Raw genomic sequence first — 18,266 nt, 5'->3', positions numbered from 1 at the left:
AGGTTTAATATAAAGGGGAATCATATGAAGATAGCTTTTGATTGTCAGGGTGGCGACCACGCACCGGGCGCCATCGTACTGGGAGCACTGAAGGCAAAGGATGCCTACGGCATCGAGCCGTACTTTTTCGGCGACAGGGATTTGCTCGCGGAATTTAACGGCGTAGACGAGGCGCATATCGTGCACTGTCCTTCGTCTATATCACAGGACGAAAGCCCGGCTCTGGCCATAAGGAAAAAGAAAGACAGCGCCATCGTGCAGGGCCTTGCCGCGTTGAAAGAAGGCATGGTCGACGGAATGGTGAGCGCGGGCAGCACCGGCGCCTTGCTGGCCGGCGGCATGTTTATCGTCAAGAGAAAAGAAGGCGTGGAACGGGCGGCCCTTCCCGTATTTTTGGAAATCAGCGGCCAAAAGAAATTGATCCTGGACGTTGGCGCCAATATGGATGCCTCTCCCGAGCTGCTGTTAAGTTTTGCGAAAATGGGTTTGGATTATATGCGCCATGTGGAAGGCGTCGACGATGCGACGGTGGCCCTGTTAAATGTGGGCACGGAAGAAGGCAAAGGCAATCAACAGGTAAAAACCGCTTATGAACTGATGGCGGAAGAGCTGGATTGCTTCAAGGGCAATATCGAAGCGCGAGACGTCCTCTTTAACAATGTGAATGTCATCGTCGCCGACGGATTTGCGGGAAATATCATGCTTAAAACCATCGAGGGAACCGTTGGCTATATTCAACAGGGAATGAAATCTCTGGCGAAGGGAAGCGAACATGGGGGCGAAATAAAAATGCTCGGCCAAAAGATACTGGGCGATTTGGATTACAGCCGTTACGGCGGCGTTCCGCTCCTCGGTTTGGACAAGCCGGTGTTTAAAGCCCATGGCTCGTCGAATGAAGAGGCAATTCTTTCGGCGACGGCGGCGTTGGTTAAAATGGTTCGCGGGGAAGAAAGAGAATAAAGGAGTGTCATGATGAGAGAGAGAATTTTAGAAATTATCGCAGAACAATTAAATCGTCCGGTGGATGAATTGGATCCTTCCATGGATTTCGTCGAAGATTTAAATATGGATTCCATCGAGTTGGTCGAAACCATTATGAGCGTGGAAGATGAATTCGATATTGAAATCGAAGAAGAAAAATTGGAAAGCGTCCACACCATCGGCGACGTTTTGGATTTGCTGGAAGCGTACGATTTCGAGTGATCGATTTTAAAAAGCTAGAAGAGCGCATAGGCATTCACTTTAATGACACGGCCCTATTAAAAGAGGCCTTCACTCACAAGACTTACAGCAGGGAAAACAACACCCATTCATACGAGCGATTGGAGTTTCTCGGCGACAGCCTGTTAAATTTCCTCGTGGGAGACTATCTTTTTTCCAATTCAGAGGAAGAGGAAGGCGCCCTGACGAAGGAAAGGGCCGCCATGGTTTGCGAGGCGTCTTTGAAAAGGGCAGCGGATGATTTAGGTCTTCAGGAGTTTTTTCTCAAAGGAGAAGAGCTGAAGAGGGATGAGAAGTTTAACGTGCCCGGAGACGATTTATACGAAGCCCTTCTCGGTGCCGTTTATTTGGACCAAGGCATGAATGCGGCTAAATCTTTCGTGGAAAAGACCTTGTTAACAGGCGGTTCCGAAGAGGCGACGGACTACAAGTCCCGTTTGCAGGAGATGGTGCAGAAAGAGCATCACAGCAACGGCGTGGACTACCGCTGTGTTGAAATCGACGCCCAAGCCGTCGGCGACGAAGATCGCTTTGAAGCGACGGTCTATATTCTCGGCCGCCCCGTGGCTTCGGGCCGGGGGCGTAACAAGAAAAAAGCTCAAAGCCGTGCCGCAGCGCAGGCGATCAGAAAGTTGGAACATGGCGAAGCGTAATATTATTCCCATTTTTATACCTTTTTCCGGCTGCCCGGTGAAATGCATTTACTGCAATCAAAATCAAATCACCGGCGTATCCGGTCTTCTTTCTGTGAATGAAGTGGAGGAGAGGATTACAAGGGCTCTGGAAAGGAACGGCAACCGACCGTCGGAGGTCGCTTTTTACGGCGGCACCTTTACCATGCTGGCCTTGGAAAAACAAAAAGCCCTTCTTTCTTCGGTACAGCCTTTTATCGAGAGGGGACAGGTCACCGGGATTCGACTTTCTACGCGGCCCGAAGCATTATTTGAAGAAGATTTCGAACGGTTAAAGGTATGCGGCGTCAAGACCATCGAATTCGGCATCCAGTCTATAGATCCTGAGGTGCTAAGGACTTCTATGCGCGGCGTGAATGTGGAGGAGATGGACCGAACGGTAAAATCGGCAAAGGCTGCGGGGATTCAGGTGGGCCTTCAGCAGATGATCGGCTTGCCGAAGGATTCTTTCGAAAAAGATCTGAACACGGCACGCTGGATTGTCAATCGGGGCGATTTCGTGCGGATTTATCCCACGGTGGTATTTCAAGGGACGGAGCTTTATGCCATGTATAGCGATGCCCGATACAAGCCCTTAACCTTAAAAGAAGCTATCGGGCGAACGGCCGCTTTGCTTGATAAATACGAAGCGGCGGGTCTGGATGTTATACGGGCGGGCCTCCCTCAAATGGATCGCAGCGCCTATGTAGCGGGGCCTTATCACGATAATTTCAGGGAATTCGCTGAATCGCGACGGCGAGTGAATAAAATCCTTGCTCGCTACAAGTCGGTGCAGTCCGTGGAAGGAAGCGGCCGGGCGATCAATTACCTGGTCGGCCCTTTCGGCTACGGAAGAAAAGTCCTGGAAAAAACTTACGGTCCCATACTATTTCGAACCATTCCCGGCGAGGGAAATTTGTTGCGGATCGACGGAGAGGAAAAAGATACTTATGCACTTAATTGAAATGGAGCTTTACGGCTTTAAATCTTTTGCAAAAAGAACGCGCATACGCTTTTCCGAAGATATTACGGCCATTGTCGGCCCAAACGGCAGCGGCAAGAGTAATATCGTCGACGGCATTATGTGGGCACTGGGCGAATCCAGTGTCAAACAGCTCCGCGGCAGCAAGATGGAAGATGTTATTTTCAGCGGCACCGATCGTCAACAAGGGGTGAATTTTGCAGAAGTCGTTCTCACATTTGACAATAAGGACGGCTTTTTTGATTTGCCCTACGAAGAGCTGTCCGTTTCAAGAAAATATTTCCGCTCCGGGGAGAGCCAATACACGATCAACAAAAAGCGCGTTCGCCAAAAAGACGTACGAGAAATATTTTTAGATACGGGGATCGGCAAGAACGGCTACTCATTTATCGGCCAAGGGCAAATCGAAGAGATTTTAAGTACGAGGCCCCAAGACCGTCGAAATGCCTTCGAAGAAGCGGCGGGCATCAGCCGTTTTAAATTGCGGAAAGAAGAAACGGTACGAAATCTAAATAAAACCACGGAACACATCGAGCGTATCGACGATATTTTTTCCGAGCTGAAAAGCCGCAGCGGCGAAATGGAAGAAAAAAGGGAAAAAGCACTTCGCTTGGCGGAACTGGAAGTGGAGAAGGAAAGATACGGTTTTGCCCGCTTAACCCGAGAAGTGGAGGCGGCGAAGGAGCGGCAAGGAAAAGTCCTCCATCGTTTCGAAGATTTAGAGACGACTTGGAAGGAACAAAAAGAAGCGAATCGGCAAATGGAAGCAGCCATTGAGGCGGAGGAGGCGGCCATCGATGCCGACGGGGATCGTGAAGCCGCTTTAAACGAAGAGATCATGTCTTTGATCCGCCATAAGGAACACGCCTCCGGCGACCTTCGCTCGAAGATCCAGCGGCGAGATTATTTATCTGAAGAAAAAACACGATTGGAAGCATCTGCAGAGCTGTTGCAGAACGAATTAAAGGACCTGGAATCTGCAAAAGAAAAGCAACAGGAAGAAGCCGACGAGCTGAAGCGGGCCTCCGATGAAAAGGATAGCGCCGTGGAAGCTATGAGCGCGGAATACGACGCCTTCCGGGAAAGAGTCGAGGCCTTGGACCTCGGCGAAAAATCCCGTCGCGAGGCTTTGGAACAGCTTTCCGACCGCCGCCATTCCCTGGAATCCCGTTTGCAAGCCCTCGACTACTTATCGAAAGAACGCAAGGAGCGACTGGCGCAACTGAATCTACGAAAAGATGAATTAGTTCGCGAAACCGGGGAAGTATCGTCTCATGTAGATGAATACGAGAAGAAAGAATCGGACATCCGGCGGGAGCTCGGCGACTTAAACGACGCAATGGAAAAACTGCAAGGTCACATGAAAGAGATCAAAGCAGAAAAAGAACGGGCGGAAGAAGAGATCAAGAGCCTGTCCATTCGCGCCGAAGGATTGGACAGAGAAAAAAGATATTTGGAACGCTTACGGGACAATCACGAAGGCTTTCAATACGGCGTCAAGCAATTTTTAAAAGAAGCCAAGTCGGAAAGCTTTTACGGGGACGTTATCGGGCCCGTGGCGGAGCATTTGCATGTGGAAGAGCGTGATGCCTTGGCCATATCCACGGCCTTGGGCTACGGCGGTCAAAACATTATCTTAAAAGACGATCACAAGATTCGTTCGATTCTGTCTTACTTAAAAAAACACAAAATGGGTCGATTGACCTTTCTGCCTTTAACGAGCTTAAGCTATCGCGCGCTACCCGGTGACGTCAAAGATAAAACATCGGTCCCGTACCGCGTGGCATCGGATTGCGTGCGGGCAAAGGAGGAGCTGCGCCCCGCCGTCGAGTTTCTCCTCGGCCGAATTCTCATCGTGGATACGGTAGATGAGGCGAAGCAGCTGGCGAAAGATCTGAAGCATCGCTATCGCATCGTGACGAAAGGCGGCGACGTCTTTCAAGTCGGCGGCGCCGTGACCGGCGGTCAGGCGAAGAACCAATCCACGGAGCTTTACACTCGAGACGGCGAAATCACGAAAAAAGCCGGCGAGTTAAAAGAGGCATTGAATAAACTGACGAGGACGAAGGAAAACTTTGCATCCTTGGATAAAACCCACGGCGATCTGCTTGGAGAGGAAAAAGAGCTGGCGGCCGATGCACTGAGCCATGAAGAGAGACGCAGAAAATCTTCCGAGCAGCTCTATCGTCTGCGTTCAGCATTGGAATCCGTGGAAGCTCGGTTGGATTCCATTAAAGAAGAGATTCAAAAGGAAACGGACGCACTGGCGCGTGACGACGAAGACCGCAAGGAACAGGAGGCGGTCCTGGAAGGGGTGAGCCTTTCCGAAAAAGATTGGGCTCAAGATGCATCGGAAGATGTGGCCTCGTTCCACGAAAATCTTGAGAAGTTGCGTGAGGAACTGAATGCGGCGAAAATCGACAGACAGAAAAAGATTTCCGCCTATCGGGAATCGGCCCTTCGCTTGGAACAAATCACAAAAGATGCCGAAGGAATCAAAGCCCGACTGGAAGCTTCCGCAGAAGATTTAAAGTCCATGACCGATGAGACGGCAGAATTGGACGATGCCATCGCCTCGGCAGAGCCGGAACGAGCCGCCTTGGATGAAAAGGCGACGGCCCTTGAAGAGGCTTTGGCTGCGCTGAAGAATCACGTGACAGAGAAAAAGCACAAGCTTCGTGAAGAAAAGTTGAACCTCGAAGAGAAAAAAGAGCAGGCCTTTACCTTAGAAAAGGAAATGGTGCGCCTGCAAAATCAATTGGAAGAGGCGGATCGCGCCTGCGTTATTTTTACCGACGAGCTGAGTCAAATGAAAGACCCCGGCGATATCGGCGATCTGCTGGAGATGCCCGTCACCGGGCTACGCAAAAAAGAAGGGGCCATCGATAAAGAAATCGCCTTTATCGGACCCGTAGACGGCGACGCCTTGGAGCAATACGATGCATGGAAAGAACGGGTGGATTTTCTTTCCGAGCAGCGGGAAGACTTGGTGCTTTCCAAAGACAAACTTGAAAAAATGATTAAACGCCTGGACAAAGACATGCGGAAACAATTGGAAGAGGCGCTGATTTTAATCAACGGCTACTTTAACGATATTTTCCGGGAGCTCTTTCAAGGGGGCAAGGCCTCTCTGGCTTGGGACGAAGGCGATATTTTAGAGGCGGGAGTTTTAATTTCGGCACAACCGCCGGGGAAGAAGCTGCAATCCCTGTCCCTCTTGTCCGGCGGCGAGCGGTCCATGACGGCAGTAGCCCTTCTGTTTGCCCTGCTGCGCATGCGCCAGTCGCCATTCTGTATCGTCGACGAAATCGACGCGGCCCTTGACGACGCGAACATTCGACGTTACTCGAACTACGTGAAGCAAATCGAGGATATGCAATTCATAATGATCACCCACAGAAAGCAGACCATGGAAATGGCCAATGAAATTTACGGCGTGACTATGGAAGAAAAGGGAATTTCCCGGCTGTTATTTTTAGAACTAGAGGAGGTTGAATCCCATGTTGGAGTGGCTCAAGCGAAAGATCGGTAAGGAAGACGAAAACGCCGATACGAAGGAAGAGGCGAAAGTCGAAGAGTATTCGGAAGAACGCATCGACGAAGAAGCCTTAGAAGCGAAACCGGCGGAAGAAGTTTCGGAAGAAATCACCGTCGAAAAGGCGGAAGAAAAAAGCGAGGCGGATCCGGTCCGCCATAAAGCCTATGATTTTTCCCAATCGAAAAAGGACGCCGTTGAAGAAGTAAAGCTGGAAGAGGAAAGCCAAGAGCCCTATGAAGAGCCGGCAGTTGAAGAGGAGAAGGCCCCTGAAAGCCAAGAGGCCTTTGAGGCGCCCATGGAAGAAGGGGAAGAGATCGCTGAAGAAGAAGAGGCTTCCGATTCCGCCATTGAAGATGCGGAAGTTGAAGCTCCCACCACTGACTCTTTATCGGATGATGTCGAAGCGCCTGAGCTGAATGAAGCCTTCCAAGACGATAATGAAGAAACAGAAGCGGAAGAGATCGAGGGCGAAGAGCCTATAGAAGAAGCACCTGTTTCCGAAGGAGCCGAAGAAAAAGTCGGCTGGTTCCAACGTTTAAAACAAGGTCTCGAAAAAACGCGAGACGACATGAATTATAAGATCAACGACATCTTAGGCAATTATGTGCAAATCGACGACGACATGATGGAAGATTTGGAAGATCTTTTAATTTCATCGGACATGGGCATGGAAACCACCATGCTTTTAATCGACCGCTTAAAAGAAACCATTCGCGAAAAACAAATCAAGGATCCGAAGCTGGTGAAAGGCCTCTTGGCCGAAGAAATCAGAGCCATTTTGGAAGACGATCCGGCAAAGAACCGACTGAATGTGGAACCGTCTCCGGCGATTATCCTCATCGTCGGCGTCAACGGCGTTGGCAAGACCACCACCATCGGCAAGCTCGCTTATCGCTTTAAAACCGAAGGGAAATCCGTTTTAATTGCGGCGGCAGATACCTTCCGTGCCGCTGCTATCGAGCAGATCGAGACCTGGGGCGAACGTTCCGACACGCCGGTCATCAGTCACAAAGAGGGCGCTGATCCCGCGGCGGTGGTTTACGACGCCATTCAAGCGCAAAAATCCAGAAACATCGACGTGTTGATTTGCGATACGGCCGGACGCCTGCACAACAAGAAAAATCTGATGAACGAGCTTGAAAAGATTCATCGCATCATCGAAAAAGAAGCCCCGGAAGCACAAAAGGAAGCGCTTTTGGTTCTCGATGCAACCACGGGACAAAATGCCATTCTTCAGGCGAAAACATTTAACGAAGTCACGGACTTAAGCGGATTGATCCTCACGAAATTAGACGGCACCGCCAAGGGCGGCGTGGTCTTGCCCCTGGTTCAGGAATTGGATATCCCCATAAAGCTCATCGGTGTCGGCGAAGGAATGACCGACTTACAGGATTTTTCGGGAAAAGATTTTGCCAATGCATTAATCGATGCAGAATAATATGTACAATTCACTCTAACACTTGCAATTTATTTGCGAAAGTCGGATAATAAAGAAAAGAAATTGTTTTGAATTTGTTTTTTGAGGAGGAATTATGAAAATCACACGTCCCGCTTGGCTGGAAATCGACCTGGATCAAGTGAGAAAAAATATGCAGGAAATTCAACGGCACCTCGGCGAAGGAACCGAAGTCATATCGATCGTCAAAGCGGACGGTTATTCCTTTGGCGCCATAGAAATCGCCAAGGCCATGACCGAAGCCGGCGTGAAGCGATTCGCCGTTGCATCCGGCAATGAAGGTGTCGCCCTTCGCCGCGCCATGCCCGATGTGGATATTTTGGTCCTGGGTTATACTCCGGAAGAACTGGCCGACGTGATGATTGAAAACTCCATCGATATGGCTCTTTACCGCGTCGATGTGGCGGAAAAACTAAACGAAGTTGCCGCACGCATGGGTAAAAAAGCCGGCGTGCACATCGCCATCGACTCGGGCATGAACCGAATCGGCTTCAAGCCCACAGATGAAAGCATCGACGCCATCGAAAAGATCGTCAATATGGATCACTTGGAAGTAAAAGGTATGTTTACCCACTTCGCCCTGGCCGATGAAGATCGCGAATTTACGCTGAAACAATACGAACGCTACGATTGGGTCGTTCAAGAACTGAAAAAACGCGGCATTTCTTTGAATCGCCACGTTTCCAACTCCCACGCCCTGATGAACTTCAGAGAATTCGATTTGGAATATGTACGCCCCGGCATCGTTCAATACGGCACCACGGAAGGCGATTCCGGCGGAAAAGATTTCGACGTACACTTTGTCGCCCAATTAAAGGCAAAGATCGGCCACGTAAAGACCGTTCAGGCAGGCGAAGGCGTTAGCTACGGTCAAATCTATGTTACGGAAGGCGAAACGAAAATCGCCACGATCCCCATCGGTTATGCCGACGGCATGGAACGGAGCATGTCTGAAAAATTCGACGTTCTCGTCGGTGGGAAGCGTTGCCCGCAAATCGGTCGGATCTGCATGGACCAAATGATGATCGACGTCACCGGCGTCGACTGCAAAGTAGGCGATGAGGTTGTGTTGATCGGCAAACAAGGGGACGAAGAAGTAACCATCGAAGAGTTGGCAAAGGCCAACAACGAAATTCCCACATCCTTCGTCACCCACTTTAAGAAACGTCTCCCGAAGGTTTATATGAAGGGCGGCGTGCACTATAAAACAGTCGATGAAGTCATGGGAATTGAATATTGACAAGCCGCTGAAAGGATAGTATAATTCACAGGGTCAAGGAATAAACCTGACCCTGTTTTTTATTGGAGTGATCATGGATAAGACAGTACACGTCAATGTTTTGTTGGACTTATACGATCAATTGTTGAGCGACAGGCAAAGACAAGTGATGGATCTCTATTACAAGGAAGATTATTCCTTAAACGAGATTTCCGATCTCTTAAGTATTTCTAAACAAGCCGTTTCCGAACACATTAAACGTGCCGAAGCGGCATTAAAGAATTACGAGATGGCCCTTGAACTCGCCAGAAAAACGAAACGATGGAATGAAGACGGTAAGGCCATTGCCAGATCCTTGGAAGAGCTTCGGCAGTTTTCCTCGGATGCCCGTTTTCAGGACATTATCGATGGAATTGAAACTCGTATAGATAAGGAGGGATACTTTGATATTTGAATCCCTGGGCGATAAGTTGCAAGACACCATCGGCAAATTGCGCGGCAAAGGAAAAGTAACCGAGCAAGATGTCGACGAGGCGATGCGCGAAGTAAAATTGGCGTTGCTCGAGGCGGATGTTAATTTCAAAGTCGTCAAATCCTTTGTAAAAAAAGTAAAAGAACGCTCCTTGGGCAGCGACGTCATGGAAAGTTTGACGCCGGGCCAGCAGGTCATCAAAATCGTTATGGAAGAACTGTCCGCCCTGATGGGGGACAGTGCAGAAAAAATCGATTTTTCCAAAAATCCGACCGTCATCTTAATGACCGGCCTTCAAGGGGCAGGGAAGACGACGACGACGGCAAAACTGGCGCGGCTTTTAAAGAAAAAGAACAAGCGGCCTTTGCTCGTTGCCTGTGACGTCTACCGACCCGCGGCCATTAAGCAGCTGGAAGTCTTGGCTTCGCAAATCCAAGTCCCTGTCTTCGAGCAGGGAACGGATAAAGATCCCGTAGAGATCGCCCGACAAGGGATCGACCATGCGAAGGCGAACGGCAACGACGTCGTCATCATCGACACGGCCGGTCGTCTCCACATCGACGAAGCGCTTATGGACGAAATCAAAGGCATTAAAGAGGCTACGGAGCCTACGGAGATCCTTTTGGTTTTGGACGCCATGACGGGACAAGATGCCGTGAAGGTCGCTCAGGCCTTTAACGATGCTTTGTCTATTACAGGCGTCGTCCTGACTAAGCTGGACGGCGACGCTCGTGGCGGTGCGGCCCTATCGATTCGCTCGGTTACGGATGTGCCCATTAAGTTTATCGCCTTAGGCGAAAAAATGGATGCACTTGAAGTTTTCCATCCGGATCGAATGGCGAAGCGCATTCTCGGCATGGGCGATGTGGTCGGATTGATCGAAAAGGCGGAAGAGTTCGTCGACGAGAAAAAAGCCAAGGAACTGGAGGAAAAGCTCCGTTCCCAAACTTTTACCTTCGACGACTTCCTGGACCAGATGCAGCAGATGCGAAACCTGGGTCCCTTGGAAGATCTGCTGGGCATGGTCCCCGGCATGAACAACAAGGCCTTGAAGAACATGAAGATCGACGAGAAGGAATTTGCACGTGTCGAGGCAATTATTCGTTCCATGACGAAAAAAGAGCGGACACATCCCGAAATCATCGACAGTTCGAGGAAAAAACGAATTGCCAAAGGTTCGGGCACCGATGTCAGACAGGTAAACGCGCTCTTAAAGCAGTTTAAAGAACTGCGAAAAATGATGAAGAAGCTCGGCGCAATGAGTGGCGGAAAGGGCAAACGCAGAATGAAAATGCCGTTTCCGTTTTAAATGAGAAATATGGGAGGACATAATGGCAGTAAAAATTAGATTGAAGAGAATGGGTTCCAAAAAGAATCCCTTTTACAGAATTGTTGTAGCAGACTCCAGAAAACCGAGAGACGGTCGTTTCATCGAAGAAATCGGCTACTACAACCCCTTAACGCAACCGAAGATTTTACGTGTCGATGCCGATAAGGCAAACACCTGGATCAAAAACGGCGCAAAACCGACGGACACCGTGGATCGCCTCTTTAAGGAAAATTCCGTCTACGAAGCTACGGGCAATTACGATAACACCGACGTTCAAAAGGCTAAGCGTGCCGAAGAAAAGGCAGCTGAACAAAAGGCTCGTGCCGAAAGAGAAGCTGAATTAGATCGTTTGGACGAAGAAGCGAAAGAACGCAAGGCAAAAGAAGCTGAAGAAGCCAAGGCTGCCGCAGCAAAGGCTGAAGAAGAAGCCGCAGCTGCCGAAGCTGAAGCCGAAGGCGAAGAATCTGTTGAAGAATCCGAAGAAGCTGTAGAAGAAACAGCTGAAGAAGCGGAAGAAGTTGCCGAAGAAGAATAAAGTTCGAAGCAGGAGGTGAAACCGTGGAAGCATTGATTCAATACATTGTTTCAAAGCTCGTCGTGGATCCGGATTCCGTCGAAGTCGTCGAAACCAGAGACGGCGATGAGGTTCACGTACAGGTTTATATCAACCCCGACGATATGGGGCGCGTCATCGGCCGTCAAGGCAAGATCGCTCGTTCCATTCGCAGCATCGCTAAAGCTATAGGGACGAAAGAACAAGTCATGGTCTCGGTGGATTTCGATGCCAAAGAAGAATAGAGTGCTGGTCGGTGAAATTACATCGGCTCACGGCATTCGTGGCATGGTGAAGGTTTATCCCTATACGGACACGCCGGAACGGTTTCAAACCATCTCTCGCATCTATATCGAGGGCGAGGACGGCCTGCGTTCCGTGGAATCGGCATCAGTTCAAAAAAATATGGCTCTGATTAAAATCGAGGGCATCGATACGCGCAACGCATCGGAGGCGATCTGCAAAAAGAAATTGTTCATTCCTTTTGAAGATCGGAAGCCCTTGGAAGAAGATCAATATTTTATTGACGACTTAATCGGTCTTAAGGTATATACTGTAGATGGGAAACTCGTCGGCGAGCTGACCGATATTATGACACAGCATGGCAACGACATTATGGTCATTCAATCAGGCGGCAAAGAAGTGCTCATACCTTTCGTAAAGGCATTTGTACGCTCGGTCGATCAAGACGGCATCGTCGTCGAGCCCATTGAGGGGATGCTTTCATGAGATTTACCGTATTAACTCTGTTTCCCGAGTTCGTCGATGCGATGAAGAGCTATTCCGTCATCGGCCGTGCGGTAGACAATGGCTTGATTCAACTGGATTGCGTAAATATTCGCGACTATACCACGGATAAACACAACAATGTGGACGACTATAGTTACGGCGGCGGTCCCGGCATGGTGCTGCAGGCGCAACCCGTGACCGACGCTATCTTAAAAAATCGCGGCTGGGACGGTTACGTCATTCACCTTTCTCCCAGAGGGAAAGTGCTGGATCAGGCGAAGCTGGAAACATTGGCAAAGAAAGAACACATCGTGTTAGTCAACGGCCACTACGAGGGCATCGACCAGCGCGTGTTGGACCACTATATAGACGAGGAAATTTCTGTCGGTGATTATGTGCTTTCCGGCGGGGAGCTGGGCTCCATGATTTTAATCGACGGCATCAGTCGATTGATCGACGGAGTCTTGAGCAACGAAGATTCGGCGGTGGAAGAATCCCACAGCCAAGGACTTCTGGAACACGGCCACTATACCAGGCCCTATAATTTCAGAGGGTATTGTGTTCCCGATATTTTATTAAGCGGCAATCACCGAAAAATCGAAGAATATAGAAGAAGAGAAGCTCTGAAAGTTACCTATGAACGTAGGCCGGATTTGCTTAAATCCGCGGAACTGTCGGAGTCGGATAAGAGTTTTTTAAAAACTCTGGAAGAAAAACAAGAGGGGGAAAAACATGGACATCATTAAATCCATTGAACAAGCGCAATTAAAAGACAATCTGCCTGACTTTAAAGTCGGCGATACGGTACAAGTTCACTATCGCATTATCGAAGGTGCCAGAGAAAGAATCCAAGTATTCGAAGGTACCGTCATTAAGCGCCAAGGCGGCAGCATCAACGAAACCTTTACCGTCAGACGCCTTTCCTATGGTGTCGGCGTAGAAAGAACCTTCCCGGTACATTCCCCGAGAATTGCCGAAATCAAGGTATTAAAGCGCGGTAAAGTTCGTCGCGCCAAGCTTTACTATTTACGTGATCGTCAAGGTAAGGCTGCAAAAGTTAAAGAAAAGAAGTTTTAATTGTTAATAGGCATTGCTCTGGCAGTGCCTATTCTTTTAGATTCTATTCGAAACAAAGAAAGTAGCAGGTGCCATGAAAAAACTACTTATTTTACTACTGGTCTTCGCAGGCTTGCTGTTTGGCGGTTACACCGTGTTAAATAAAGCCGGCGGCAACAATCAATATTCCGAAATTTACAAATCCTTTCACGTGATCTATGAAGACGAGCTCGTGCCGAAAAAATACGCCATGCGTGAAGACGGCCAGTACTTCATGTCCTTGGAAGGAATTCAAAAATACATCGACGAAACGGCGCGCTTCGACGAAGCTAAAAATTCCGTCGTCTTTAACAATCGCAGCGGCGAAAAAGTTTTGCCCTTAGACAGCAAGGAAGCGACAATTAACGGCGGGAAGATCGCCTTAAGAGACCCGTTAGTGAAGAAAGACGATCAAATCTTTATCCCGGTGGAAGCTTTTATTCACGATTATCCCATTCGCATGAATTACGAAAAAGATAAAAACGTGTTGATCATGGATAATCGCATGAAGAAACACGCCGTCGGCAGTTTGTCCGGCGACGGCGTCAATCTCCGCGAATCGAACACCACGGATTCGCCCATCGTCGCCACATTAGATGCCGATAGCAAGCTTTGGGTTTACGGCAAAAAAGACGACTGGTATCACGTCAGAGAGCAAGACGGATACCTAGGCTGGATCCGCGAGGATAATATAAAGGTCGAGACCTTGGACGGCGGGGAGTATACTGCGGACAGCGGTCTTGTTCAGCAATCGGCCATTAAAAAGCCTTTGAACATCACCTACGACTACACCTATGCCCAAGTGAAGGACGAGGTGGTTACCGGCATTAAGAAGATCGAAGGGCTGGACGTCGTCATTCCTACTTGGTTCTCTGTAGAAAATCCGCAAGGGGATATTCGCGACCGCGGCGATATTCGCTATGTAGAAAACTATGCGAAGCTGGGCATTGCGACCTGGGCTTATTTGGACAACAGCTTTGATCCGGACTTAACCCATCAATTCCTTCAAAACGAAGAAGCCCGTAAAAAAGCGGTAGCGACTTTAATTAACTTTACCAAGTCCTACGGCATGAAGGGCATTAATATCGACTTTGAAAATATGAACGTGGAAGATCGCGACGCTTTAACGGCTTTCGTCAAGGAAGTTTCCGATGCCGCGAAGGCGGAAAATCTTCTCGTCTCCGTTTGCGTGACGCCGCAGATTTCAAAAAATGTAAAAAATGAACTCTACGACCGAAAAGCGTTGGCCGAATGTTGCGACTACGTCGTTCTCATGGCCTACGACCAACATTGGGGCAGTTCCGACAAGCCCGGATCCGTTGCCGAATACAAATGGGTGGAAGGGAATGTCAATGTCAGCTTAAAAGACATTCCGCCGGAAAAATTTATTCTGTCGGTGCCCTTCTACGCCCGTTTATGGAAAGAGGGAGAAGGCGGTCTGACTTCCAGCGCCGTGGGCATGCAAACCACCTCTGATTACGTCAAGTCTCACAACTTGAATCCCACTTGGGACGAGGATGCAAAACAATACACCATCAATCAAGACGTCAACGGAAAGAGCGAGAAAATTTGGATCGAAAATGCGGAATCCGTGGCATGGAAAGTATCGCTTATGCGCAAATACAATCTTGCCGGGATCTCCTCCTGGCGGTTGGGCTTTGAAACGCCGGACGTATGGACTGCCATGGCGGATCAATTCAGCAAATACCAGTATCCGTACCAATAAAAATTGCTTATTTCGGAAATTTTGATATAATAGCTTAGTAAGTTGGAATAAAGACAAAGGAGTGTTCATGGTACCTGAAACACATCGCATTATAGCTGGTGAATTAAGAGACCGCATCATGCAGGATTACGGCATCATTTTAGACGAATCCAAAATGTTACGCGGGTCCATTGCACCGGATATTTATCCGAAGTACAAATTTATTCCCCATTACTATGACGAAAGCATCGACTATATCGTGGACAAGATCGTATCCATCGTCCCCTATATGTCTGAATTGCTTCGTGATACGGCATGGAAGGATCTTTTAAATCTTCCGGTAAGCTATAAGATCGGCGTCATTAGCCACTATCTTTGCGACTACATGACCCATCCCCACGCGCGGCGCATTCGTTGCACGTCCATGAAAGACTTGCACGCTCATATGAGTTACGAAAAAGAGTTAAATCGCCATGTAAAAAAACACGGCATCGATCGCGACTCTATTCGCGGCTTTGACATGGGCAGCTTTCACGGAAATAAAGACGATTTAAGAGTCTATGTGAAAGATCAGATCGCGTCTTTAGTCGCGCTTTATAAAAAAGAGACCATCACATTTGAGAATGATGCAAATTTTGCCTACATGATCAATGTGTTTATATCGAACGTTATTTGTGAAGCGGCCTTAAGTTACGAAAAGGTCGGACAAGTTCAAATGGCATAACCTTAGAAGAGAAGGGAAGTAGGATCGCTTCTATCCAGCGAGGCATGACGGTGAAAGATGTCTTGAAGCACCTATGGAAAACATCTCGGAGGTTCTGCTCTCAAAAGGGCAGACGGTTTTACCCGTTATTTAGTAATAGAGTATGAAGTACTCGAACAGGTGGCATAGCGAATTTTTCGTCCGTTTGATGAAGAATTCGCTTTTTTATTTAAGGAGTTAGTATGAGAAACAATTCTGAAGCGACAAAATTTACCATTAAAGAAACACAAATCGCCATAAAAAGTTTAAAGGATTACTTTGAACGGGACTTGGCCAATACATTAAACTTAACCCGGGTATCGGCGCCTTTGTTTGTGCGGCCGGAAACGGGTTTAAACGACAATTTAAGCGGCGTTGAAAAAGCCGTGTCCTTTAAGTTGCGTAAGTACGATATCGACGTGGAAATCGTGCAGTCCTTGGCGAAATGGAAGCGCAATGCTTTAAAAGCTTATGGCTTTAATTATTACGAAGGTCTTTACACGGACATGAACGCCATTCGTCCCGACGAAGAGCTGGATGACATCCACTCCATTTACGTGGACCAATGGGACTGGGAAAAAGTGATTCGCAAAGAAGACCGCACCGAAGCCTATCTGCATTTTATCGTTTCGGAAATCTACGCGGTTTTCCTTCGGACGGAGACCTACATTAACAGCGTGTATCCTTATATTCTTACAAAAAAATTGCCGTCGTCTATCTACTTTATGACGGCTCAGGAGCTGGAAGACAGATATCCGGATATGAGTCCCAAGGAAAGAGAGTACGCCATCTGTAAGGAGAAAAAGGCGGTCTTTTTGCAAGGAATCGGAAAAGACCTTGCCGGCGGCAAGCCCCACGACGGCAGAAGCCCGGACTACGACGATTGGGATTTAAACGGGGATATTCTTTTCTATAATCCCACGACGGATGCCGTCATTGAGCTGTCTTCCATGGGGATTCGCGTCGACGAAGACAGTTTAATGCGTCAATTGGAATTGAGCGGTGAGACCCATCGAATGGAAATGGACTACCACAGAGCATTGATGGATGGCAAATTGCCTTACACCGTGGGCGGAGGCATCGGCCAATCGCGGATTTGCATGTTCTTTTTGGAAAAGAAATCCATTGGCGAAGTGCAAGCCTCCGTCTGGCCCGACGACTTTTTACTTGAAGCAAAACTGCGTGGAGAAGACATCCTGTAAAAGGTAGTGAACTCTTTCGCGCTTTATGATAAAATAAAAAGCGATAAGGAGGAAAGGCATGTCCGTACAAAACGCGCAATTGAATCAACAGACGTTGAATTTCGTCGATATGAAAACGAAGCTGACGCAGAAGTTTTTGTATGGTGCGGACAGCTCGGCCATGCAGCTCCTTTTAAATTTGTATGATCTGGAAGAGAAAATTCATAATATTTTCCCTTCATACGTTTCCATAAAAAACCTAAAGAAGGACATTTTGTCTTTTCTGCGTCGTAAAGAGAATCGCGATATTTTTGCCAACAGCTTAACCAATGCCATCTATGACGACATTAACCGCTTTGAACTGGTTATGTATTTGGCAGGTTATAAATACGGCTACAACGCGGCCTCAGAAGCCAATGAGCTTGAGGTCATTGCCCTTCGCCACATCGACTTATGTCATATGTTTGAGCGCAAGGTGTTGTTTCACTACGACATCGAACACGAGGACGTGCGACGCTTTAGGAAGGAAGCCATGGAACGCCATATGAACTATATCGGCGGCGGCAACCGGATTAAAGAAGAGGCGAATCGCTTTTCGAAGGTCGTATTGAGGCGAAAGGTATTAACTTTAAACCACTATGTGGATCGGCAACTGCAAGTCGATTTTTTAAGCCCGAAAAAGTTATACCGCGAATCGGATTACGTCCTTACGAGGGAAGAGCTGATCGGTTTAAATCGCAAGTTAAAGAATTTTTTATATCGAGACGGATTGAGAATTTACTTATCCGCATACTGGCGCGGCATAAATGATTCCGTCTTAAGAAGATATCATCCGTAACCGAAGGGCTCGCAAGGGCCCTTTTTTTAAGGAGTTTTATGAGAGTATTGGGAATCGATCCTGGCCTGGCGACCATGGGCTACGGCATCATCGACGTGACGGGCAACCGACTCACGGCGGTGGAATACGGCACCATCGAAACGGGAAGCAAGACGGACTACCCGAAGCGGCTGTTTCAACTTCACGTAGAGCTGAAAAAAATCATCGAAGATACGAAGCCCGGCGAAGTGGCCATGGAGGAGTTGTTTTTCAACAAAAACATAACTACGGCCATTTCCGTGGCCCAAGCTCGCGGCGTGGAAATTTTAACTTGCATGGAAATGGGGCTTCCCATTTACGAATACACGCCTCTGCAGATTAAGCAGGCCGTGGTGGGCTACGGCCGCGCGGAAAAACATCAGGTACAGGAAATGGTGAAGATGTTTTTGAATTTAAAAGCCATTCCAAAGCCGGATGATGCCGCCGACGGACTGGCCATCGCCATCACCCATATTCATTCGGCGAAGAGCAAGGAACATTTTGAATTAAAGTAGG

The 18,266-nt window shown here is 48.4% G+C and carries 18 protein-coding genes and 1 pseudogene; all 19 read left to right on the top strand.

The window, feature by feature from the left end:
• The first annotated feature begins 24 nt into the window (after nucleotides 1-24).
• Nucleotides 25-960 (top strand): phosphate acyltransferase, encoded by a 936-nt coding sequence (locus BN7444_RS08545; RefSeq protein ID WP_068458207.1) that lies wholly within the window; start codon nucleotides 25-27, stop codon nucleotides 958-960.
• Nucleotides 961-972: 12 nt separating this feature from the next.
• On the top strand, nucleotides 973-1,203 hold the full coding sequence (locus BN7444_RS08540) for an acyl carrier protein (protein WP_218016016.1): 231 nt from the start codon (nucleotides 973-975) through the stop codon (nucleotides 1,201-1,203).
• The gene (gene rnc, locus BN7444_RS08535; RefSeq protein ID WP_167627219.1) at nucleotides 1,200-1,874 is read left to right on the top strand and encodes a ribonuclease III; all 675 of its coding nucleotides are present in this window, start codon (nucleotides 1,200-1,202) and stop codon (nucleotides 1,872-1,874) included. The genes BN7444_RS08540 and rnc overlap by 4 nt, the downstream gene beginning before the upstream one ends.
• The gene (locus tag BN7444_RS08530) at nucleotides 1,861-2,856 is read left to right on the top strand and encodes an elongator complex protein 3 (protein WP_068458202.1); all 996 of its coding nucleotides are present in this window, start codon (nucleotides 1,861-1,863) and stop codon (nucleotides 2,854-2,856) included. The genes rnc and BN7444_RS08530 overlap by 14 nt, the downstream gene beginning before the upstream one ends.
• Nucleotides 2,843-6,406 carry a chromosome segregation protein SMC gene (gene smc / locus BN7444_RS08525; RefSeq protein WP_068458200.1) on the top strand — a complete coding sequence of 1,188 codons (3,564 nt, stop codon included), beginning with the start codon at nucleotides 2,843-2,845 and terminating at the stop codon, nucleotides 6,404-6,406. The genes BN7444_RS08530 and smc overlap by 14 nt, the downstream gene beginning before the upstream one ends.
• Nucleotides 6,375-7,850 carry a signal recognition particle-docking protein FtsY gene (gene ftsY / locus BN7444_RS08520; protein ID WP_068458198.1) on the top strand — a complete coding sequence of 492 codons (1,476 nt, stop codon included), beginning with the start codon at nucleotides 6,375-6,377 and terminating at the stop codon, nucleotides 7,848-7,850. Before smc ends, ftsY begins: the two co-directional genes overlap by 32 nt.
• A 94-nt stretch (nucleotides 7,851-7,944) precedes the next feature.
• Nucleotides 7,945-9,108 carry an alanine racemase gene (gene alr / locus BN7444_RS08515; protein ID WP_068458197.1) on the top strand — a complete coding sequence of 388 codons (1,164 nt, stop codon included), beginning with the start codon at nucleotides 7,945-7,947 and terminating at the stop codon, nucleotides 9,106-9,108.
• Between the two features lie 73 nt (nucleotides 9,109-9,181).
• Nucleotides 9,182-9,541, top strand: coding sequence for a YlxM family DNA-binding protein (ylxM, locus tag BN7444_RS08510; protein ID WP_068458195.1), 360 nt, complete (start codon nucleotides 9,182-9,184; stop codon nucleotides 9,539-9,541).
• Nucleotides 9,531-10,868: a signal recognition particle protein gene (gene ffh / locus BN7444_RS08505; protein ID WP_068458193.1), complete on the top strand. Its 1,338-nt coding sequence runs from the start codon at nucleotides 9,531-9,533 to the stop codon at nucleotides 10,866-10,868. Before ylxM ends, ffh begins: the two co-directional genes overlap by 11 nt.
• 22 nt (nucleotides 10,869-10,890) lie before the next feature.
• Nucleotides 10,891-11,136, top strand: a pseudogene (rpsP, locus tag BN7444_RS09435) (30S ribosomal protein S16); the annotation flags it as partial.
• A 311-nt stretch (nucleotides 11,137-11,447) separates the two neighbouring features.
• Nucleotides 11,448-11,687 (top strand): KH domain-containing protein, encoded by a 240-nt coding sequence (locus BN7444_RS08495; protein ID WP_068458191.1) that lies wholly within the window; start codon nucleotides 11,448-11,450, stop codon nucleotides 11,685-11,687.
• Nucleotides 11,671-12,171, top strand: a complete 501-nt coding sequence (gene rimM, locus BN7444_RS08490; protein ID WP_068458189.1) for a ribosome maturation factor RimM — start codon at nucleotides 11,671-11,673, stop codon at nucleotides 12,169-12,171. Before BN7444_RS08495 ends, rimM begins: the two co-directional genes overlap by 17 nt.
• Nucleotides 12,168-12,917: a tRNA (guanosine(37)-N1)-methyltransferase TrmD gene (gene trmD / locus BN7444_RS08485; protein WP_068458187.1), complete on the top strand. Its 750-nt coding sequence runs from the start codon at nucleotides 12,168-12,170 to the stop codon at nucleotides 12,915-12,917. Before rimM ends, trmD begins: the two co-directional genes overlap by 4 nt.
• A complete protein-coding gene (rplS, locus tag BN7444_RS08480) occupies nucleotides 12,904-13,248 on the top strand; it encodes a 50S ribosomal protein L19 (protein ID WP_068458185.1) in 345 nt (114 codons plus the stop codon). The genes trmD and rplS overlap by 14 nt, the downstream gene beginning before the upstream one ends.
• A 73-nt stretch (nucleotides 13,249-13,321) precedes the next feature.
• Complete coding sequence (locus tag BN7444_RS08475) at nucleotides 13,322-14,992, top strand: glycosyl hydrolase family 18 protein (protein WP_068458183.1); 1,671 nt, start codon at nucleotides 13,322-13,324, stop codon at nucleotides 14,990-14,992.
• A gap of 67 nt (nucleotides 14,993-15,059) precedes the next feature.
• A complete protein-coding gene (locus tag BN7444_RS08470) occupies nucleotides 15,060-15,695 on the top strand; it encodes a zinc dependent phospholipase C family protein (protein ID WP_082941330.1) in 636 nt (211 codons plus the stop codon).
• Nucleotides 15,696-15,916: 221 nt separating this feature from the next.
• A complete protein-coding gene (gene asnA / locus BN7444_RS08465; protein WP_068458179.1) occupies nucleotides 15,917-16,915 on the top strand; it encodes an aspartate--ammonia ligase in 999 nt (332 codons plus the stop codon).
• Between the two features lie 58 nt (nucleotides 16,916-16,973).
• Nucleotides 16,974-17,732, top strand: a complete 759-nt coding sequence (locus BN7444_RS08460; protein WP_068458177.1) for a hypothetical protein — start codon at nucleotides 16,974-16,976, stop codon at nucleotides 17,730-17,732.
• 38 nt (nucleotides 17,733-17,770) lie between these two features.
• Nucleotides 17,771-18,265, top strand: coding sequence for a crossover junction endodeoxyribonuclease RuvC (ruvC, locus tag BN7444_RS08455; RefSeq protein WP_068458176.1), 495 nt, complete (start codon nucleotides 17,771-17,773; stop codon nucleotides 18,263-18,265).
• The last annotated feature ends 1 nt before the right edge of the window (nucleotide 18,266 follow it).

Origin of the sequence: Peptoniphilus pacaensis (assembly GCF_900088125.1) — a bacterium.
Classification (GTDB): domain Bacteria; phylum Bacillota; class Clostridia; order Tissierellales; family Peptoniphilaceae; genus Aedoeadaptatus; species Aedoeadaptatus pacaensis.
Note: the sequence above shows the minus strand (reverse complement) of the source record. Positions and strands in the feature narration are given on the sequence as shown.